Annotated in this window: 18 protein-coding genes and 1 riboswitch; of the genes, 8 read left to right on the forward strand and 10 right to left on the reverse strand. The window is 72.7% G+C overall.

Features of this window, described 5'->3' with window-relative positions:
- From pknB to thiO, 4 genes are all read right to left on the reverse strand, one after another.
- On the reverse strand, window positions 1–1920 hold the full coding sequence (gene pknB, locus ACZ4LX_RS03280) for a Stk1 family PASTA domain-containing Ser/Thr kinase (protein WP_467634847.1): 1920 nt from the start codon (window positions 1918–1920) through the stop codon (window positions 1–3).
- A 212-nt stretch (window positions 1921–2132) separates the two neighbouring features.
- Window positions 2133–2927: a thiazole synthase gene (locus ACZ4LX_RS03285; RefSeq protein ID WP_467634849.1), complete on the reverse strand. Its 795-nt coding sequence runs from the start codon at window positions 2925–2927 to the stop codon at window positions 2133–2135.
- Between the two features lie 2 nt (window positions 2928–2929).
- A complete protein-coding gene (gene thiS, locus ACZ4LX_RS03290) occupies window positions 2930–3208 on the reverse strand; it encodes a sulfur carrier protein ThiS (RefSeq protein ID WP_467634852.1) in 279 nt (92 codons plus the stop codon).
- Window positions 3205–4383, reverse strand: a complete 1179-nt coding sequence (gene thiO, locus ACZ4LX_RS03295) for a glycine oxidase ThiO (protein ID WP_467634855.1) — start codon at window positions 4381–4383, stop codon at window positions 3205–3207. Before thiO ends, thiS begins: the two co-directional genes overlap by 4 nt.
- Window positions 4380–4492, reverse strand: a riboswitch (TPP riboswitch). It overlaps the preceding gene by 4 nt.
- Window positions 4493–4713: 221 nt before the next feature.
- On the opposite strand from thiO, the gene ACZ4LX_RS03300 reads away from it, so the two are divergent.
- The 5 genes from ACZ4LX_RS03300 (at window position 4714) to ACZ4LX_RS03320 (ending at window position 9136) form a co-directional block, all read left to right on the forward strand.
- Window positions 4714–5889: an NAD(P)/FAD-dependent oxidoreductase gene (locus tag ACZ4LX_RS03300; protein WP_467635711.1), complete on the forward strand. Its 1176-nt coding sequence runs from the start codon at window positions 4714–4716 to the stop codon at window positions 5887–5889.
- A gap of 69 nt (window positions 5890–5958) precedes the next feature.
- Window positions 5959–6324, forward strand: a complete 366-nt coding sequence (locus tag ACZ4LX_RS03305) for an Rv2175c family DNA-binding protein (protein ID WP_467634858.1) — start codon at window positions 5959–5961, stop codon at window positions 6322–6324.
- A gap of 99 nt (window positions 6325–6423) precedes the next feature.
- On the forward strand, window positions 6424–7077 hold the full coding sequence (gene thiE, locus ACZ4LX_RS03310) for a thiamine phosphate synthase (protein ID WP_467634861.1): 654 nt from the start codon (window positions 6424–6426) through the stop codon (window positions 7075–7077).
- A 122-nt stretch (window positions 7078–7199) separates the two neighbouring features.
- Entirely contained in the window at window positions 7200–8117 is a 918-nt protein-coding gene (gene metF, locus ACZ4LX_RS03315; RefSeq protein ID WP_467634864.1) for a methylenetetrahydrofolate reductase [NAD(P)H], read from the forward strand.
- Between the two features lie 50 nt (window positions 8118–8167).
- On the forward strand, window positions 8168–9136 hold the full coding sequence (locus tag ACZ4LX_RS03320; RefSeq protein ID WP_467634867.1) for a hypothetical protein: 969 nt from the start codon (window positions 8168–8170) through the stop codon (window positions 9134–9136).
- Window positions 9137–9278: 142 nt separating this feature from the next.
- Here ACZ4LX_RS03320 and ACZ4LX_RS03325 read toward each other — a convergent pair whose 3' ends face one another.
- From ACZ4LX_RS03325 to ACZ4LX_RS03345, 5 genes are all read right to left on the reverse strand, one after another.
- Window positions 9279–10796, reverse strand: a complete 1518-nt coding sequence (locus ACZ4LX_RS03325; RefSeq protein WP_467634870.1) for a phytoene desaturase family protein — start codon at window positions 10794–10796, stop codon at window positions 9279–9281.
- 206 nt (window positions 10797–11002) lie between these two features.
- A complete protein-coding gene (locus ACZ4LX_RS03330; RefSeq protein ID WP_467634873.1) occupies window positions 11003–11620 on the reverse strand; it encodes a DUF4126 domain-containing protein in 618 nt (205 codons plus the stop codon).
- 408 nt (window positions 11621–12028) lie between these two features.
- Window positions 12029–12640 (reverse strand): TetR/AcrR family transcriptional regulator, encoded by a 612-nt coding sequence (locus tag ACZ4LX_RS03335; RefSeq protein ID WP_467634876.1) that lies wholly within the window; start codon window positions 12638–12640, stop codon window positions 12029–12031.
- A gap of 29 nt (window positions 12641–12669) precedes the next feature.
- A complete protein-coding gene (locus ACZ4LX_RS03340; RefSeq protein ID WP_467634879.1) occupies window positions 12670–14757 on the reverse strand; it encodes a YhgE/Pip family protein in 2088 nt (695 codons plus the stop codon).
- The gene (locus ACZ4LX_RS03345) at window positions 14729–15529 is read right to left on the reverse strand and encodes an ATP-binding cassette domain-containing protein (protein WP_467635716.1); all 801 of its coding nucleotides are present in this window, start codon (window positions 15527–15529) and stop codon (window positions 14729–14731) included. Before ACZ4LX_RS03345 ends, ACZ4LX_RS03340 begins: the two co-directional genes overlap by 29 nt.
- Before the next feature lie 175 nt (window positions 15530–15704).
- Between ACZ4LX_RS03345 and ACZ4LX_RS03350 the strand changes: the two genes are divergently transcribed.
- The 3 genes from ACZ4LX_RS03350 to ACZ4LX_RS03360 all read left to right on the forward strand — a co-directional run bounded on the left by ACZ4LX_RS03350 (window position 15705) and on the right by ACZ4LX_RS03360 (window position 17775).
- Window positions 15705–16232 (forward strand): SAV_6107 family HEPN domain-containing protein, encoded by a 528-nt coding sequence (locus ACZ4LX_RS03350; RefSeq protein WP_467634882.1) that lies wholly within the window; start codon window positions 15705–15707, stop codon window positions 16230–16232.
- 101 nt (window positions 16233–16333) lie between these two features.
- Window positions 16334–17092, forward strand: a complete 759-nt coding sequence (locus ACZ4LX_RS03355) for a class I SAM-dependent methyltransferase (RefSeq protein WP_467634885.1) — start codon at window positions 16334–16336, stop codon at window positions 17090–17092.
- A gap of 284 nt (window positions 17093–17376) precedes the next feature.
- Window positions 17377–17775: a DUF3040 domain-containing protein gene (locus tag ACZ4LX_RS03360; RefSeq protein WP_467634888.1), complete on the forward strand. Its 399-nt coding sequence runs from the start codon at window positions 17377–17379 to the stop codon at window positions 17773–17775.
- 218 nt (window positions 17776–17993) lie between these two features.
- Here the strand turns inward: ACZ4LX_RS03360 and ACZ4LX_RS03365 are convergent, their stop codons facing one another.
- A complete protein-coding gene (locus ACZ4LX_RS03365) occupies window positions 17994–20402 on the reverse strand; it encodes a transglutaminase TgpA family protein (RefSeq protein ID WP_467634891.1) in 2409 nt (802 codons plus the stop codon).
- Window positions 20403–20412: the final 10 nt, after the last annotated feature.

The raw sequence follows: 20412 nt of genomic DNA on the forward strand, positions 1-20412 counted from the left end.
CTACAGTCCCTTGGTCTTGATGGTGATGGTGCTGCCCTCGGGGGCCTGGTCGCCGCCGTCGACGGACTGGCTCGCGATGGTGTCGCTGAAGGAGAGGAACGGGCGGTCGACCTTGACCTCGAAGCCCGCGTCCTCCAGCGTGCTGCGGGCGTCGTCGACGTCCTTGCCGGTGACGTCCGGGACGTCGATCATCCGAGGGCCCTCGGAGACCGTGAGCGTGATGGTGTCGCCCTCGGCGGCCTCCTCGCCCTCGGCCGGTGACTGCTCGGCGATGTCGCCCGCGACCTCCGGCGAGTTCACCCGGTCCGGCAGCACCTTGGCCTTCAGGCCTTCGTCCTCCAGCGCGGCGGTGGCGTCCTCGACGGAGAGGCCGGTGACATCGGGGACGTCGACCGGACTGCCCTTGGAGACGACGATCGCGACCGCTGAGTCCGGGTGGCGCTCGGCGCCCGCCCCTGGTTCCGTACGCACCACCTCACCGGCGGACACGTCGTCGCTGAACTCCTTGGTGATCATGCCGGGCACGAGGCCCTTCTTCTCCAGCCGGCGTCTGGCCTCGGAGAGTCCGACACCCTGGACGTCGGGCACGGTCACGATCTCGGGACCGCGCGAGACGACCAGTGACACCGCGCCGTTGCCCCGGATCCGGGCGCCCGGCTTCGGATCGCTGCTGATCACCGTGTTGCGCTCGACGGTGTCGCTGTACGCCCGCCGCACGCCCTTCAGTTCGAGACCCGCCTTCGAGAGCCGTTCCTTGGCCTCCTTCTCGCTCTGGCCCAGCAGCGAGGGGACCTGAGTGAACTGCCCCGAGTTGATGTACCAGACGCCCCCGCCGATCCCCAGGACGAGCAGTACGGCGAGGACCGCCACGATGACGCCGCGCCGAGGTGTCCCGCGGAGCCCCGCGCGGCGGCCCTGAGGCCGCGGGGGCAGCGGCGGGGGCATCTCCAGCCGGCTGGTGTGATGGGCGGTGCCCTGGCCGGGCGGCAGCGCCCGGGGGATCACGCTCGTGCGGTCCTCGCCGCCGTCGTGGTCCTCGGCCAGGGCCTGCGGCGGCACGGCGTCCAGCTGTGCGTCGGTCAGGCCGGACCGGGCCTGGCGGGACTCGGCGAGCAGCGCCACCGCGTCGAACGGGCGGACCTCGGGCTGCCGGGCGGTGGCGCTCGCCACCAGCGCGTCGAGCTCGGCCGGGAGACCCGGGACGACGGCGGAGGGTGCCGGGACGTCCTCGTTGAGGTGCTGGTAGATGACCTGGGCGGCGGAATCACCGGTGTGCGGCTTGGTGCCCGTGAGCATCTCGTAGAGCACGACGCCGCACGCGTACACATCGGCGCGGGTGTCCGCGGTGCCGTGCTCGATCTGCTCGGGGGCGAGGTAGGAGACCGTCCCCAGGATGGACCCGGTGGTGTTCGTGACCGAGCCCACGGCCCGGACCAGGCCGAAGTCGGCGACCTTGACCCGGCCGTCGTCGCCTATGAGTACGTTCTCCGGCTTCATGTCCCGGTGGACGAAGCCCGCCCGGTGCGCGGCCCCCAGGGCGGCGAGCACCGGCTCCAGGATGTCCAGCGCGGCCCTCGGCTGCAGGGCGCCCCGCTCACGCAGCACATCGCGCAGCGTGCACCCCGCGACGTACTCCATCGCGAGGTAGACGTACTGCCCCTGGGCGCCCTGGTCGAAGACCGCGACCACGTTGGGGTGCGCGAGCCTGGCCACCGACTTGGCCTCGCGGATGAAGCGCTCGACGAACGAGGCGTCGGTCGCGAGCGCCGGGTGCATCACCTTGAGGGCGAGCACCCGGTCGAGCCGGGTGTCCATGGCCCGGTAGACCGTGGCCATGCCGCCCACGGCGATGCGGGCATCGACGCGGTAGCGGCCGTCGAGCAGCTGCCCGACGAGAGGGTCCTGGAGGGTCGTATCCACGCAGCCGAGTCTACGAGCCACCGCCGACACGACCGACGTGCGGAGCGGTCCCGGCGCCGTACTGCAGCCGAGCCGTGACAGGGACATGCGATTCCCTGCCGTCGAACGGGCCGGGAGCGGGGACCGGGAGGCCCCGCTCCCGGGGCGTGAGATCCACCACGAGGGCCGTCCGTGCCCGGGAGCGGAACGCCGGACCCGCTCGTGCGCCGGGGTCAGAACGCCGGACGTTCCGGATCCAGCACCGCCCGCCCCGCCGTCGGGGACGACGCCTCGGCGAAGTGGCGGCGGGGGATCCGCCCCGCGCGGTACGCGAGCCGCCCGCCCGCCACCGCGTGGCGCATCGCGGTGGCCATCAGCTCGGGTTCCTGGGCCCGGGTCACCGCCGACGCCAGCATCACGGCCGCACACCCGAGCTCCATGGCGAGCGCCGCGTCCGACGCCGTGCCCGCCCCCGCGTCCAGGATCACGGGGACCCGCGCCTGTTCGACGATCAACTGGAAGTTGTGCGGATTGCGGATGCCCAGACCCGAGCCGATGGGGGAGCCGAGCGGCATGATCGCCGCACACCCCACGTCCTCCAGCTTGCGGGCCAGCACCGGGTCGTCGTTCGTGTAGGGCAGCACGGTGAAGCCGTCGTCCACCAGCGTCTCCGCGGCGTCCAGCAGCTCGATGGGATCGGGCAGCAGGGTGCGCTCGTCCGCCACCACCTCCAGCTTGACCCAGTCGGTGCCGAGCGCCTCGCGGGCGAGCCGGGCGGTGAGCACGGCCTCGCCCGCGGTGAAGCAGCCGGCCGTGTTCGGCAGCACGCGGATGGAGAGCCGCTCCAGTACGGAGAGCACGGAGCCCTGCACGGTCGGGTCGAGGCGGCGCATCGCCACGGTCGTCAGCTCGGTGCCGGACGCGGTCAGGGAGCGCTCCAGTACGTCGAGGCTGGGCGCCCCGCCCGTCCCCATGATCAGCCGGGAGCCGAGGACGGTGCCGCCGAGCGGGAAGAGGTCGTCGGACACGGTCAGCCTCCCTGGACCGCGGTGAGGACCTCGACCCGGTCGCCGTCGCCGAGTGCGACGCCGGGCCACTGGCCGCGCGGTACGACGGTCTCGTTCAGGGCCGCCGCGACGCCCGACGGCGCACGGGTCAGCGACGCGACCAGGACGTCCAGGGTGGTACCCGGCGCGACGGCGCGTGCCTCGCCGTTCACGGAGACGCGAAGGGAGGCGGGAGGCGGGGCGGCAGGGGAAGCGGGGAGAGGGGCGGAAGGGGAGGCGGAACGCGGGGTGGGCTCGGTCATGCGGGCTGCTCCTGAGGTAGGGCGGCGGCGGGCGAGAAGCGGCCGGGGGAGAAGGGGCGGGCCACCTCGGGCAGCTCGCCGCCCGTCAGCAGCCGCGCCATGGCGTCCCCGGTGACGGGGGTGAGCAGCACCCCGTTGCGGTGGTGGCCGGTGGCGAGATGGAGGCCGCGCAGCGCGGTCCGGCCGAGCAGCGGGGCGTTGTCGGGGGAGGCGGGGCGCAGACCGGCGCGCGTCTCGGTGAGCGGCAGCTCGGTGATGCCCGGCACCAGTTCGTGCGCGTCGCGCAGCAGCTCGTACACACCGCCCGCCGTGACGGTGGTGTCCCAGCCCATCTCCTCGCTGGTGGCGCCGATGACGAGCTCCCCGTTCTCACGCGGCACGAGATAGACATGGCTGCCCCGGACCACCGCCCGCACGGTGCGGGAGAGGAAGGGGGCGTACGCGGTGGGCATGGTCAGCCGCAGCACCTGGCCCTTCACCGGGCGGACCGGAGGCAGGACATGCTCCGGCACCCCCGCGAGCCGGCCGCTGAGGCTGCCCGCGGCGAGCACGACCTGGTCGGCGGCCACCTCCGTCCCGTCGGCCAGTACGGCTCCGGCGGCCCGGTCGCCCGTCACCGAGAGCCGCTCGGCCCGTTGGCGGTGGAGGACGACCCCGGCCCGTTCGCACGCCGTCAGCAGCGCGGCGGCCAGCCGTCGGGGGTCGACCTGGTGGTCGCCGTCGACCCGCAGCCCGCCGCGTACCCCCGGTGCGAGCATCGGTTCGAGGCGACGGCACTCCCGGCCGGTGAGCCACTCCGACTCCAGGCCCGAGCGGCGTTGCAGGGCGTGGAGCTCCCGCAGATGAGCGCGGTCGTCGGCATCGAGTGCGACGGCCAGCGTGCCACAGGCGCGGAAGCCGATGTCCCGTCCGCTCGCCTCCTCCAGCTCGGCGGCGAACGCCGGATAGCGTGCGGCGGACTCGACGTTGAGACCGAGCAGCATCTCCTCGCCGTAGTGGAGTTCGGTGACGGCGGCCAGCATCCCCGCCGCGACCTGGGCCGCGCCGCCGCCCGGTTCGGGATCGGCGACCGAGGTGGCCAGGCCGCGCTGCGCGGCCCGCCAGGCGATCACCAGGCCGATGATGCCGCCGCCGATGACGAGGACGTCGGACCCGTTCGTACGGTGTGCGCGCATGGCGTCCAGCCCCTCCCTTCGCCGGCATGACCCGGATCAGGTTCGTACGGTCGGAGGCCGTCCAGCCTCCCTCTCAGCCCGGTACGTCCGGGCTCCCGCGAGTGATGTGCACGGCCACCCTAGACCGTTGGCCCGCGCCCCTCGCAAGGGAGCGGGCACGGGCGCGGGGAAGCTGATCCGGCGGGCACACCGGAGATCCGGCGGGGCCATCACGGGAACCGGCTTACTGACGATCCGTCAGGTGTTTAAGGTGGGCGGGTGGACGAGCAGACCGGACAGCAGCAGACAGAGCCGCGGCAGCGCCGCCGCGTGGTGATCGCCGGAGCGGGCATGGCGGGCGTGCAGACCGCGGTGGCCCTGCGCGAACAGGGCTTCGCCGGCCCCGTCACGCTGATCGGCGCCGAGCCGCACCAGCCGTACGACCGGCCCCCGCTGTCGAAGGCGGTCCTGCTCGGCAAGGCCGAGGGCTCGGCCTTCGACATCGACTTCGAGGAGCTGGACATCACCCTGCGGCTCGGTGTCGACGTGACCGCGCTGCGTGCCGCCGACCACGAACTGGACACCCCGGACGGGCCCGTCCCCTACGACGTCCTGGTCATCGCCACCGGTGCCGAGCCCATGGTGCTGCCCGGCACCGAGGGCATCCCGGGCGTCCACCTGCTGCGCACGCTGGACGACGCCGCACGGCTGCGCCCCGTCCTCGAACAGCGCCATGACGTGGTGGTCGTCGGCGCCGGCTGGATCGGCGCCGAGTTCGCCACCGCTGCCCGCGCGGCCGGCTGCGCGGTCACCGTCGTCGAGGCGGCCGAACGCCCGCTCGCCGGGGCCCTGCCCGCCGAGGTCGCCGCGCCCATGGCCGGCTGGTACGCGGACAGCGGCGCCGTACTCCTCACCGGCGCCCGGGTCGACCGCGTCGAAGCCGGCCGCGTGGTCCTGGCGGACGGCCGCGAGATCCCGGCGGACGCGGTCGTGGTCGGCATCGGGGCCCGGCCCGCGACCGGCTGGCTGACCGGATCGGGGATCGAACTCGGCCCGGACGGGTCGGTGACCGCCGACGCCTCCCTGCGCACCTCGCTCCCCGATGTGTACGCGGTCGGCGACTGCGCCTCGTTCCCCTCCGCCCGGTACGGGGCGCGGCTGCTCGTCCACCACTGGGACAACGCCCTCCAGGGGCCCCGGACCGTCGCCGCCACCGTCACCGCTCCGGAGGGCGGGGGGCAGCCGCCGGTCTACGACCCCGTGCCCTACTTCTGGTCCGAGCAGTTCGGCCGCTTCGTCCAGTACGCGGGCCATCACGCGGGGGCCGACACGCTGGTGTGGCGCGGCGATCCGGCCGAACCGGCGTGGACGGTGTGCTGGCTGCGCGCCGGAGCGCTCGTCGCCGTACTGGCGGTCGGCCGTCCGCGCGATCTGGCGCAGGGCCGCAGGCTCGTCGAATCGGGTGCCGAGCTGGTCCCCGAGCAGGTCGCCGACCCCTCCGTGCCCCTGAAGTCGGCCACGCTCTGACGGCGCGTCCGGCCCCCGTACGGTCGGCCCGGGTACCGACTGTCGGTCCGGGATGGCACGCTTGTCCCCGTGACCGAGATTGACGCAAAGACCGATGCTCTCGTACCCGCCTGGCTCCACCTTCCCGACATCGCCGAAATGCTCGGTGTCGAGGTGACGCGTGTGCGCCAGCTGGTCAAGGAAGGCCAGCTCATCGCCGTACGACGTGGTGAGAACCGGGCGCTCCAGGTGCCTGCCGCTTTCATCGACGCGGACAAGGTGGTCAAGGGCCTTTCGGGGACCCTGACGCTCCTGAAGGACGACGGCTACTCCGACGCGGAGATGCTGGAATGGCTCTTCACACCCGACCCGACCCTGCCGGGCACGCCCGCGCAGGCGCTGAGTGAGAATCGCGGCACGGAGGTGAAGCGCCGGGCCCAGGCGCTCGCCGTCTGACCCACTGCCGCACGGAGGACGCGGGCCGCATGCCGCGGCCCGCGTTCCGCGCGGCAGCACCGAACCGCCGCCATCGCCTTCCCCGGGGGGAACCGCACCATGTCCACACCTCGCGCGCAGCTGTCCGACGCCCGGCTCTACCTGTGCACGGACGCGCGTCGGCGCCAGGGGGACCTTCCCGCGTTCCTCGACGCGGTCCTCTCCAGCGGTGTGGACGTCATCCAGCTGCGCGACAAGGGCATGGAGGCGGCCGAGGAGCTCGAACATCTGGCGCTCTTCGCCGATGCCTGCAAGCGCCACGGCAAGCTCCTCGCGGTCAACGACCGGGCCGATGTCGCCCACGCCATCGGTTCCGACGTGCTGCACCTGGGCCAGGGCGACCTGCCGGTCCCGGCTGCCCGCGCGATCATCGGCGGTGACGTGGTCATCGGCCGCTCCACACACGCCGAGGCCGAGGTCGACGCCGCCGTCGCCGAGTCCGGCGTGGACTACTTCTGCACCGGCCCCTGCTGGCCCACCCCGACGAAGCCCGGACGGCACGCCCCCGGTCTGGACCTCGTCCGCTATGCCGCCTCGCTCGCCCCGGCCCGTCCGTGGTTCGCCATCGGCGGGATCGACGCCGGCAACCTCGACGAGGTGCTGGACGCCGGAGCCCGCCGGGTCGTCGTCGTGCGGGCCGTGACCGAGGCATCCGATCCGGCGGCGGCCGCCGCCGGGCTGGCGCGGAGAATCCGGGACCGCGCCGGCGAGTGACCGGGCGAGCCATGGGCCGTTTCGGGACAGGAGTGTCCGAAGCGTGGACAAAGAATCGGGCAATCAAGGCAAATATCCCGAGTTCGGTTGGGAGCCCGCCTCACCCTGGTTAACCTGCCGGTATGGCCCTTGGCACACCCTCCACCAGGACAGATCACGCGCGCACGGTGCGTGAGATGCTTGAGACCGGCAAGACCTCGTACTCCTTCGAGTTCTGGGCGCCCAAGACCGAGAAGGGCGAGCGTAACCTCTGGAACGCGCTGCGCCGGGTCGAGGCGGTGGGACCGAGCTTCGTCTCCGTGACGTACGGAGCCGGCGGATCCACCCGGGCCGGGACAGTGAAGGCGACTCAGGACATCGCCGCCGAGTCCACGCTCACTCCGGTCGCGCACCTCACGGCGGTCAACCACTCCGTCGCCGAGCTGCGCAACATGATCGGCCAGTACGCGGACGCCGGAATCCGGAACATCCTCGCCGTGCGCGGAGACCCGCCGGGTGACCCGATGGGCCCGTGGGTCGAGCACCCGCAGGGTGTGCGGTATGCGGCGGATCTCGTCCGGCTGATCAAGGAATCCGGCGATTTCTGTGTCGGCGTCGCGGCGTTCCCCGAGATGCATCCGCGCTCTGCCGACTGGGATACCGACATCCGGCATTTCGTGGACAAGTGCCACGCCGGTGCGGACTATGCGATCACGCAGATGTTCTTCGACCCCGAGGATTATCTGCGTATGCGTGACCGGGTGGTCGCTGCGGGTTGCGACACCCCGATCATTCCTGAAGTGATGCCTCTCACGAGTGTTCGGCAATTGGAGAGATTCGCGCAGCTCAGCAACGCGACTCTGCCCGCGGAGCTGAAAGAACGCATCCTCGCCGCCACGGACGATCCCGCCGCTGTACGCTCCATTGGCATCGACTTCGCAACGCGGTTCTGCGCGAAGCTGCTTTCCGAGGGTGTGCCCGGGCTGCACTTCATCACGTTGAACAACTCGACAGCGACGCTCGAGATCTACGAAAATCTCGGACTGCACAAGCAGTCGTGACCGGCCGTACCCGCCACGATCCGGGGCGGTGGCCGTAGAAGGGGGCGGGCATGGGCTGGACGGTCCTCTACATCGCGTTCGGCATCGTTGCGCTCTGGCTGCTCGGTGAGGTGCTGCTGCAGTACAAGGCGCGTCTGCGCTGGCGTCTGCTCGCCTTCACCGGCTTCCTCGGTGTCGTCGTCGGTGTCCTGATGCCCTCCGTGTTCGTCATCGCCGTCGGAGCGATCGCCTTCGCGACGGGGCAGACGTACGTCACGCTCTCCTTCCGCCGGGGCTTCTCGACCGGCTGGGCCATAGGGGGAAACCCCGGGGCGAGCCGGCGCCGCCGCGGCGCGGGCGACCGCGAACCCACCCTCCAGGTCTCGGACCTGGAGACGGAGTACGACCCGGGAACACCGGCCCGGCCGGAGGCCGCACCGCAGACCGCGCCGGCCGAGGTCTACGCGCCGGAGCCGCTGCCCGAGGACACCGGGCAGTACGGCGTCTACACCGATCACCGCCCGCAGCAGGGGCACCAGCAGGATCCGCACCAGCAGCCGCAGTACGCCGCGTACACCGACTACTCGGTCTTCCCGCCGCAGAGCCAGGAACCCCCTTACACGGGCGGCGGCCAGGACAGCTACGCGGGCGCAGGCCAGGACACCTACGCGGGCGCCGGGCAGTACGACTACGGCACGGACCAGCAGCAGTACGCCGCGTACTCCGACCCGTACATCGGCACCACCACGAGCACCCCGCAGTACGGCGCGTACGGGAACGACGGGAACGACGGGAGCTACGACAGCTACGGCGGCGGCCGGCAGTTCGCCGACCCGTATGCCCAGTCCGACCCCTACGCCCAGTCCGCCCCGTACGGCCAGTCCCAGCCGTACGCCCCCGAGACTCCGCCGGGTGGCGTCTGGGTGCCGCAGCAGCGCGAGGGTGAGCAGTACCCGCAGACGCCCCCGGAGCGGCCCGCCCAGCCGACGCCGTACCCCAACGGCTACGACACGGGCTACAACGAGCAGTACCGCTACTGATCGCAGGGCCCACCGGCCGTACTGCCGGCGGCGATCCCAGGGCTTGACGGGCCGCCCGTACGGAGGGCAGGCCCCGCGGTCGGGCGGCCGGGCGACGGGGTGCCTCGCCCCGCCGCGGGCGGCGGAAGCCGTCCCCCTCGCCTCACTGCGAGCCGCGGAAGCCGTCCCCCTCGACGACGATCCCCGCGACGAGCGCGCCGGACATGCCCGCGTGTGCCGGACCGCCGCCCGGATGCGACCAGCCGCCCGCCAGGAGCAGTCCCGGCAGCCGGGTGCGGTTGGCCGCGTGGAGGTGGCCGCCCCCGGCGCCGGCCAGCGCGGGGGCCGGAACCGCGCCGCCCTCCGCACCGGTCTCGGCCTCGGTCTCGGCGGGCGTCCGCACCTCCACCCGGAGCACCCGGTCCCGCAGGCCCGGCACGGCCGCGCTCGCCGTGTCGATCAGGGTGTCCGCGTACCGCGCCCGCAGCGCCTCGTCCGTCCAGTCCACCGGTCCGTGCGGGGCCACTGTCGCCGACAGCGTCACGGCCTCGTGGGCCTCGTCGGGACGGGTGGCCGGATCGTCGGGGCGCAGCACCGTCACCGTGGGGTGCGTGGCGAGCCGGCCGCCGAACACCGCCTCGCGCTCGGCCGCCCCGTCCGCCGGATGCACCAGCGTCCGGTGCGCGGTGTCCGAGGGCCGTGCGCCGCGCAACGAGAGCAGGACCAGGAACCTGCCGGTCGGGCCCGAGCCCTCCGGCCGGGGCTGCACCGTCACATCGCCGTCCCGCCACAGCTCCTGAGCGGGCATCAGGCCCGGGTGCGGGCGCGCGCCCAGCACCACATGAGCCGCCTCCGCGACCGTGCCGTCCGCCAGCTCCACGCCCGCCGCCCGGCCATCCTTCTCCAGGACCCGGGCCACCTCGGCGCCGAAGACGAACTCCACCTTCCGGGCCAGGCACCGCTCGTACACCGCCTGCGCAAGCCCGCGCATGCCGCCCCGGACGTACCAACTGCCGAACGTCTCCTCCATGTACGGCAGAAGCGCCGTGCTCGCCGGGGCGTGCAGCGGATCGAGGCCGTACGACAGCGCGTATCCGTCCAGCAGGGCGGCCAGCCGGGGATCCGCCAGCTCCCAGGAGCCGATCTCCGCCACCGTGCCGGCCCGGCGGGCGGGGCGCAGCATCCGCCGCCGGACGGTCGCCGGATACGGATCGCGGGTCAGCACCTGCCAGTCGGGGCGCAGGGGCTCCTCCAGCAGGGGCCGCCGGGACCGGTCCCACGCTTGTGCGGCCCGGTCGAGGAAGGCACCCCAGCTCCCGCCCGCGCCGGCCCCGAGCGCGGCGTCCAGGGCCGCGACGACGCCGGCCCGCGAGGCGTTCGGCAGGGCCACCTCGGTGCCGTCCGCGAAGACATGACGGCTCGCCGGATCGACCTGGGCCAGGGTGACGCACCGCTCCAGCGGCTCCTTGCCGGTCTTCACGAACAGGTCGCGGTAGACGGCGGGCAGATGCAGCAGGCCGGGGCCCGTGTCGAAGGTGAAGCCGTCCAGGGCGTAGCGGCCGACCGATCCGCCGAATGTCTCCGAACGCTCGTACACCGTCACCCGGTGGCCTGCCACGGCCAGCCGGGCCGCCGCCGACATCGCGCCCAACCCGGCGCCGATCACCGCAATACGTGCCATGGCTGCGACTCTAGAGCATCCGGAAAACGGGGCGGCGGCGCGGGACCGGCCATGCTCACCTGCGGTGTTGTCGTCATTCACCAGGGATCGGCGACGGCTCTGTTCGCAGCCGCGCAGCCGCACGCACGCACCCGGTCCGGCTCCGTCGTCCGCCCCCGTCGTCCGCCCCCGGTGGCCGGCCACGCTCAACGGCCGCCGCCGACAGCTCAGCCGTCAGGCTGGTGGGCAGCGGGAACGGTCAGCCGCTTCTCCTCGCGGCGTTGCGCCCTGCGGCGCAGGAACCGACGGATCCGGGAGACCAGGAAGGCCACGGTCACCAGGCCGAGGATCAGCAGGGCCGCGGCGATGGAGGCCGCGATCCACGGATGGAACAGGGCGAAGGCGACGATTCCGGCGACGCCCAGGTCCTCGGCCGTGCTCACGGCGATGTTGCTGAACGGCTCGGGGGAGGTGTTGACCGCCATCCTGGTGCCCGCCTTCACCAGATGACTCATCAGCGCGGCGGAACCGCCGACGGCTCCCGCCGCGACCTCCGGAAGCGAACCGCTGTCGCCCGCCAGCAGCGCCGCCACGACCGCCCCGGCGACCGGCCTGATGACGGTGTGCACCGTGTCCCAGACCGAGTCCACGTACGGGATCTTGTCCGCCACCATCTCGCAGAGGAAGAGCACACCGGCCACGATCAGGACATCGGTGCGCTGCAGCGGATCCGGCACCTCGTCGGCCGCTCCGGTCGCGCCGAAGACGCCGAGCAGGAGGACCACCGCGTAGGCGTTGATCCCGCTCGCCCAGCCGCTTGTGAACACCAGGGGGAGTACGGACACGGGGGCGATCGTAACCAGTCGGCGTACCGGAGCGGGAGGGCGCGTGTGCGCACGTCTGAGTACCCGTACCTAGAGCGTGAGATGAGTAGGGACGCGGATGGGGCGCGACCTGCGAGGACGGCAGAGTGGGGACCACGGAAGGGGCGCTGCGCCGGTACCGCCGGCACGGGGCGGCGGAACGGGCGCGGCACTCTTTTCCGAACGGGGGTGCGCGGCGGAGGACTTGGGGCCACGGGGGACACGGGGTCACGGGGGAAGGTTCTCCGGCAGCACGGAAACGCCGGTCGGACGGGGCCCGGGGGGACCGGGCCCCGTCGGGCCGGCGTCTTCATGTGTCCCGGGGTGCCGGGAGGAGCCGGGCCGGCGCTCCGTGCGGACGGGGCCGGCGGGTGCCGGGCGGGGCCGGGGTCAGCGTCCGCTGACCCGCCCGTGCAGCAGCAGCGACAGCGCCGAGTGCACGTCGTCGATCGACCGCTCCGGCTGGAACGCCTGCCAGTCCAGTGCCGCCACCAGGACCATGCCGACCAGCGCGGCCGCCGTCAGCGGGATGTCGATCTCCTTGCTGAGCTCGCCGCCCTCCACGCCCTCCCTGAGCACACCCTCGACCACGGCGACGGCCTCCTGGCGCACCACCAGAAGGGTGGCCTGCCAGGCGCGGTTGGTGCGCCACAGCTCGGCCACGTACAGCTGGGTGAAGGCCGGGTAGCGGTCGATGAAGACCAGACCGGCCCGGATCATCGAGTCCAGCGCCTCGACCCGGCTGCCGCCGCGCCCGTCGGTCTCCTCCGCCGCCGTGCGCAGCGAGGCGGTGAGCAGCCCGACACCGTGGCGCAGCAGTTCCTCGAAGAGTTCGGTCTTGCTCTTGAAGTTGTAGTACACCGTGCCCTTGGCGACCCCGGCGCGCTCGGCGATCTCGTCCACCGTGGTGGCGGAGAAGCCCTTCTCGGCGATGAGGGTCACGGCCGCTTCGTAGAGCTTCTGCCGGGTGGCCTGGCGGCGGGTGGCGCTACTGCTTTCCATGCCTGTGATTCTCACAGGTCCCGGCGCGCTCACAGACTCAGCTCCGGATGCAGCCGGTCCAGCGTCCACATCTGCTTGCGGCGCGCGGAGACGGCGGTCAGCGCGAGCGCCCCGGCGGTGAAGGCCAGCAGCACCGCACAGCCCTGCCAGACCGGGCCGAGTCCGCCGCCGGTGATCAGTCTGCGCAGGCCTTCGACGATGTAGCTCATCGGCAGGTACGGATGGATCGCGTTGAAGAAGCCCGGACTGGTCTGTACGGGGTACGTACCGCCGGCCGAGGTCAGCTGGAGCATCAGCACCGCGAGGACCAGGATGCGGCCCGCCGCCCCGAAACGGGCGTTCAGCCACTGCACGATCGCGCCGAAGCAGCAGGTGACCAGAGCGAGGAAGCCGATGGTTCCGGCGGCGTGTGCCATCCGCAGACCGAGCCCCCAGTGCAGTACGGACATCAGCGCGGCCACCTGGAGCAGACCGATCGCCGCCACCGGCAGCCAGCCCGCGAAGGCGGTCCGCCAGGCAGGTGCCCCGGCGGCCAGCGCACGCCGGTTGAGCGGCTGGATCAGCATGTACGCCACCATCGCGCCGACCCAGAGGGAGAGCGGGATGAAGTAGGGCGCGAAGCCGGTGCCGTAGTTCGGGGCCGTGTGCAGTGACTGGGAGGCCAGCTGCACGGGATCGGCCATGACCCCCGTACGCGCTTCGCGGTCCTTCTTGTCGTAGTCGGGGATCTTGTCCACGCCGTCGGTGAGCCCCTGGGCGAGCGTCGCCGAACCGTCGCCGAGCCGGATGAGGCCGCTGTCCAGGCTCGTCGCCCCCTTCTTGAGGTTGCCGACCCCGGTGTTCAGGTCGGCGGAGCCCGACTTGGCCGTGGTCAGACCGGTGTGCAGCAGGCCGGCGCCCTTGGCGACCTTGTGGGCCCCGGTGTTGAGCGCGTTGATCTTCTTGACGGCGCTCTCCAGGTCCTCGTCCAGGTGCGGCGCCCGCTCGGCGAGGGCGTTCGCCCGCTGCTGCAGGGTGGTCAGCTGGGTGCGCAGTTTCCTGAGGTCCCCGTTCTGGTCCTTGACCAGGACGTTCACGTCGTCGGCCACGGCGGCGACGTCCGCCGCCGCCGTCACGGCCCGTTTCAAGGGGGCGCAGACCGTGGGGTCGGGGAGGGGCTGTTCCACGCACCGGGTGCGGTGGACATCGGCGAGGTCGTCGGAGGCCGTGTGGGCGGCGGTGGCCGCGGTGGGCGCCGCCTTCACGAGCAGGCCGAGGTTGTCCCGTACGGTCTGCGAGGAGTCGGCGACGAGCCGGGCCGCGTCGCCGATGGCCCTGCCGTTGTCCTTCAGGTACGGGCGGACGTCCTCGGCCACGCCGTTGACCTTGTCGGCGAGCAGCTGGGTGCCGTCCGCGACCTGGCGCGATCCGGTCTCCAGGTCGTCCGCGCCCTTGTTCAGCCGGACGATTCCGGTGGCCAGCCGGCTGCTTCCGGCCTTCGCGTCCTTCAGCCCGTCCGCGAGGTCCTTCGAGCCCTTCTTCGCCATGCCGATCCCGCCCTCCAGGTCGGCGGCGCCCCTGGCCGCCTTCGCCGTCGCGTCGTGGAGACCGGAGAAGCTGATGAAGATCCGGTCGAGGAAGCTCCGGGAGGCGTTGGTGGAGGCGGCGGTGCGGACCTCGGAGAAGACCGTCCGGGAGATCTGGCCGACGATGTAGTTGTTCGCGTCATTGGTGCGCACCTGGAGCGCGCCGGTCTCGGGGGATTCGCCCGCACTGGAGGCGATGCGCTCGCTGAAGTCCGACGGCATGGTCAGCGAGAGGTAGTACGTACCGTCCTCGACTCCCTTGTCCGCCTCGGCGGCGTTCACCTCGTGCCACTCGAAGACCTTGGAGTCGAGCAGCCTGCCGGTGATCTCGTCCCCGGCCGAGAGACGCCTGCCCCCGGTCGTGGCGCCCTTGTCGTCGTTGACCAGCGCGACGGGGATGCGGTCCAGGCGTCCGTACGGGTCCCAGAAGGACCACAGGTACAGGGCGCCGTAGAGCAGCGGAAGCAGCAGGAGCGCGGCCAGCGCGGCACGCGGCAGCCTCCCCCTGCCGAAGCGCCGGAGCTCAAGCGCGGCCAGTCTCGGCGAACGCATCGGCCGTCCCTTCGTCGTGTGCCGGAGTGGCCCGCGACGCGGGCTCCCCGGTGAGGTGGGTGGGATCCGCCGCACCGGTGGTGCCGGTACGCACGGTGACCGCGTCCTCGGGAGCCTGGCTGCACACCGCCAGCACGGTCGTGCCGTCGGCCGCGAGGCCGCGCAGCAGCGCCCAGGCCTCGGAGCGTTCCGTGTCGGAGAGCCCCAGATCGGCGTCGTCCACCGCGAGGAGCCCCGGCCGGCCGATCAGCGCGAGGGCGACGGAGAGCCGCAGCGCTTCCAGCCTCTTCAGATCCCTTACGGAGGTCCGCTCGGCCTTGGGCAGCGTGGCGGGGTCGAGCCCGGCCGCCTCCAGGGCGGCGTCGATGCGGGCACGGGCCGCCGCGACGCGCTCGCGGCGGGGTCGAAGCAGGGTGCGCAGCGAGCCGTCGAAGCGGCGCTGCAGCAGGGCGCGCTCGCGCAGGTGCTCGGTGACGGTGAACGCCGGGTCGAGTTCGCTGACCCCGGGCACCGGGCCCAGCGCCGCGATCCGGCGCACGGCGGCGGCCCGGCGCGGCAGGCGCAGGCCGCCGGTCGCGGCCTCGCCCCCGGTGGGGCGCATCCGGCCGGTGAGGGCGAGCAGCAGGCAGGTGCGGCCTGATCCGGACGGGCCTTCGATCGCGATCAGGGACCCGGGCGCGGCGCTGAACGTCACGTCCCGGAAGGCCCATCCGCGCGGCCCCCTGAGGCCGAGACCGTCGGCTGTGACGGCTGCCCCGTGCGGATTCTCCAGGCTGTCCACTGACCCTCCCGAGTGTTTGCACTGACCAGTCAGTTCAAAAAGATAGCCTGAACGCGAGATGGAGACAAAGGGCCAGGTCGGGGACGGATTCGGGGGGATTGTCAGTGGGGGCCGTCACGATGGATACAGACGGCCACGAAGCCGTTACGAGACAGGAGGTTCTGTCATGGCCCACTCGTCCGCAGCAGCCGCTCCGCGACGCCGCGCAGACGGCCCTGCCCCCTCACCGACCGGTCCGGCGCACGACGTCCACCCCGTAATCCGGCGCGCCACCGCGCCGCCCGCCGCTCTCGATCTCCTCGCCCAGGCCCGCGCCGGCCTCGAAGAGGCAGCTGTTCTCGACGTGCCCAACGAGCGCTATGCCACCGCCCACCTCGCCGCGCTGCGCACCGCCGCCGCGGTGCTCGCCGTCCGGGGGCGGCCCGAGACCTCCCTCCGGCGCCGGGAGAGGATCCGCAGCGCCTGGGAGGTCCTGCCGGAAATCGCCCCCGAGCTCACCGAGTGGAGTGCCTTGTTCGCCTCCGGTGCCCGCCGCCGGGCGCGGGCTGAAGCGGGCATACCCGGAGCCGCCTGCCGGAGGGACGCGGACGACCTGCTGCGCGATGCGTCGATGTTCCTTCGCCTGGTGGAGAGGCTGCTGGTGCTCCAGCCGGTCCTTCCGCAGCCCCGGGCGGAAGGGACGGATGCGGGATGACGGCGGCGGCGGTGCGAGGCAATAGGGTGGAAGCGACCCATCGCCTGCCGTCGTTCACGCTCCGCCGTCAGTGACGGCACCGTGCCGAGGAGACAACTGCCGTGTCGGACCAGCTGCGCCCCCGTGCCTCCCTTCGTACCGCCGTGGTCTGGGAGGTCCTCAAGGACGCTCTCGACCGCCAGGTCAAGGCGACCGGCAGGGACGTCCTGGACGTACTGGACACCGGTGGCGGTACGGGCAACTTCGCTGTGCCCGTCGCGCGCCTGGGCCACCGGGTCACCGTCGTCGATCCCAGCCCCAACGCGCTGTTCGCGCTGGAGCGCCGCGCAGCGGAGGCCGGGGTCGCCGACCGGGTCCACGGGGTCCAGGGCGACATCCTCGGCCTGTTCGACGTGGTCGGGCGCGCGGGATACGACGCGGTGCTCTGCCACGGAGTCCTGGAGTACGTGGACGACCCCGCCGAGGGCGTGCGGCACGCGGTCGAGGCGCTCCGTCCGGCCGGTGCGCTCAGCCTGCTCGCCTCCGGGCTCGGCGGTGCGGTTCTGGCACGGGCCCTCGCCGGTCACTTCACCGAGGCCCGGCACGCGCTCGGTGACCCGGCCGGCCGCTGGGGCGAGGGCGACCCGGTGCCTCGGCGGTACACGGCCGATCAGCTCACCGCGCTTGTCGAGGGTGCGGACGTCGAGGTCGGCGCCGTCCACGGGGTACGCGTCTTCGCCGACCTGGTGCCGGGCGTCCTGGTGGACACCGAGCCGGGTGCCATGGAGGCCCTGCTCAAGCTGGAGGCGGCGGCGGCCGAGCTGCCGGCGTTCCACTCGGTGGCGACCCAGCTGCACATCCTGGGCACCAAGCGGGCCTGAGAGGTGGCCGGATCGCGATCGCGGCGCGGCTGATCAGCAACGCAGCTGCAGACGGAGTACGCCCCAGCAGCCCCGATCAGGGCCTTGGCCCCGTATGATCGGGGGACACCATCCGGCATGACGGATCGGAGGTTGGGGAATCAACGCCTCAGCAGCTGAGCCGTCGTGGCGGCCCGGACTGGCTGATTGGCAATGAGGGCGGGTTTCACGGGGACGATTCCCTGCCTATCCTGGAAGGGCCGCATACCGGCCGCCCCCCGGCGGCCGACGACGAGGAGGACTCCGTGCCGCTCTCGGAGCACGAGCAGCGAATGCTCGAGCAAATGGAGCGAGCGCTGTACGCCGAAGATCCCAAGTTCGCGACAGCGCTCGAGGGAAGTGGGCTGCGTACATATACCCGGCGACGGGTCTACCAGGCAGTTGCTGGCTTCCTGGTGGGAATCGCGCTCCTCATGGCCGGAATGGTCGCCCAGCAGATCTGGATCAGCGTGGTGGGGTTCCTCGTCATGCTGGGCTGCGCGGTGCTCGCGGTCACCGGTTGGCGCAAGGCGCCGAAGCCGGGCGAACAACAGGCAGTCCGCGCGGGTGGTACGGCCACACGGCGTCAGCCCAAGCAGCGCCGGTCCGTGATGAACCGGATCGAACAACGGTGGCAGCGCCGCCGCGATGAGCAGGGCCAGTAAGCGCTCGGAAACACTGATGGGTGAGGGGCGGTCGCGTTTCTGCGACCGCCCCTCATTCGTGTGCCTCACATGTGTGCCTGACCGGCATGCCTGAAGGGAGAAGGCCCCGGCCTCGGGCGGGACCTGGGCTTTGAGCGGGCCCCCGGGCCTCGGGCGGGATCTGAGCCCCGGCCCCGGTCCTCCCGGGGCCGGGGCCTGCTCGCCCGGGCCCCGGGGCGTCAGCCCTGCTGGCGGGACGGGCGCCGCAACCACGTCGGCCGCTGTGGTGCCCGCAACCTGCCGGTCAGGGCCGCCCAGCGCTCCGACGCCGCCCACATCACCCGTACGGCCGATCGCGGTGCCACGACCGCACGGAACCGGGCGAACCGGTCGGCAGAGTTCCGGAGGCCCGTCCGCACCGCCTGCGCGTCCTCCGCGAGCCCCGACGCCGGCTGCGGTTCCGGCGCGTAGAGCACCTGCTCCACCGCGCCCGCCACCCGGTGCACCGCCTCGGCCGCCTCCGTGTCCAGCCGGCCCATCCGGACCACCCGGGCGGCCGCCTTGCGCGGGGTCCGGGACTCGTCCGGTTCGATTCCGTGGTCCCACGCGGTGTCGGTGATCTCCTGCCAGGCCGCCAGCGTTCTCGCGGTCGCGTCCGCCGGGGTGCGCCCGGTGGAGGAGCCCAGCCTGCGGGCACGTACCCGGGTCCGCCAGATCATGGGCAGCAACGGGAGCAGCAGGACGAGCACCGCCGCCAGTACCACCGCGAGCACCGTCCCCGCAGGCGTCCCCGTGTCCGTGGGCGTCACCGCTCCCGGGAGCGCCGAGCTGCCGCACTCGCCCTGCCTGCGCATCTGGGCGGGGCAGCTGTCCGACGGGGACGGCGTGACCGGCGCCGCCGCCGAGGCATCCGTCTCGGGCCGGGCCGGGTCGGCGGAGTCGCCGGAGGGAGCGTCCGGCAGGGTGTACGACGGAGTGGAACCGCGCGTCGGCGTGGGCTCGAAACGCGTCCATCCGACGCCCTCGAAATACAGCTCGGGCCAGGCATGCGCATCGCGCAGACCGACCGACATCGAACCGTCCGACTGTGCGGTGCCGGGTGTGAAGCCCACGGCGACGCGGGCCGGGATGCCCAGCGTCCGTGCCATCGCGGCCATGGTGAACGAGAAGTGGACGCAGAAGCCCCGCCGGTCTCTGAGGAACCGGCCGATCGCCGCGCTGCCGGTACCCGAGTTCACCGAGGTGTCGTAGGTGAAGCCGCCTTCGGACGCGAAGTAGTTCTGCAGCTTCACCGCCTGCTCGTAGGCGTTGGCGGACCCCTTCGTCACCTCGACGGCCGTCTTCCTGACCACCTCCGGCAGGGATCCGGGCACCTTGGTGTACTCGCGGCGCAGGGCCGCCGGGACCGTGCCCGCACCCGCGAGCTGGCCGGCGGTCGGCTGCACGGCCAGGCTGGAGACCTCGTACTGCGCACCGCCGGTGTTCTCCCCGTCGTCCCCGACGAGGGTGCGTCCCTCGGGCTCGTACCGCCAGCGCCCGCCCACCCTCACCTCGGTCGCCGGGTAGGGGAGCGGCAGATAGGTCTGCTGGTAGGAACCGGACGCGGAGATGTTCGTGCTGATCTCCGTCACCGCGACGTCCGGCGACAGGCCCGTCGGGTCCGGGAGCCGCTTCGGTACGTCCTTCAGACGGCGGGTGGAGGCCCGCCATTCGTTTCCGTTGAACTGGTCCAGGGCCAGGATGCGGAGGTAGAAGTCCTGCGCACCGGACGCGTTGGTGCGGTACGACATCACCTCCCGGTTCTCCGGCTGGTTGAGGTTGTTCTGCAGGGAGACCAGCGGGTTCACCGCGGAGATGGTGCCGCCGCCTCCGCCCTTGCCGTTGCCGCCCGCCGTGCCGGCCAGCAGTCCGCTGTCCAGCGCGGGCAGGGCGGCGGGCACGACCAGCGCGATTCCCAGTGCGAGCGCGCCGATGCGCCGCCCGGTGCGGACCGGGGCGAGAGGGCCGCCCCGGGAGCCGATGCCGGAGGCGGAGCCGCCCCGGGGCCTGGCCGCACCGGCGAAGACCCGCCCCCACTGGGAGAGCCGGTCACGCCCCTCGGCCAGCAGAAGGAGCAGATAGCCGCAGGCGGCCAGCAGGAACCACAGCCAGTCCGCGCTGCCGTTGGAGAGCCCTGCGGCGACGGAGTACAGGGCCAGCAGGGGCAGCCCGGCCGGAGCGGCGCTGCGGAACGTGACCGCCAGCGCGTCCACCGCGAGCCCGATCAGCAGCACCCCGCCCACCATCATCAGCCGGATGCCCGGGGTGTCGGGTGCCGGGATCGCGTACCGGCCGACATCGTCCGCGCCCACGGTCAGCAGATCCGCGATCCGCTGCACGGCCTGCGGGCCGGGCAGGAACCCTGCCAGGGCCTCCTCCCGGGCGAACGCCACGGTCAGCAGCACCACCAGGGCGACCGCCTGCACGCCGACGGTCAGCAGCCGGGGCAGCGGCACTCGCCGGCCGAGCGCCCCCACGCCGCACTGGACGGCCAGCAGGAACGAGGCCTCCAGGAACCAGGTGACCGGGTCGACCAGCGGCAGCATCGAACAAGCCGCCATCAGCGTCGCCGCAAAGGCGCACAGCGCCAGCCGACCACGACCGCTCATGACCGTCCCC

The sequence above is a fragment of the Streptomyces sp. NPDC026062 genome (genome assembly GCF_055568375.1).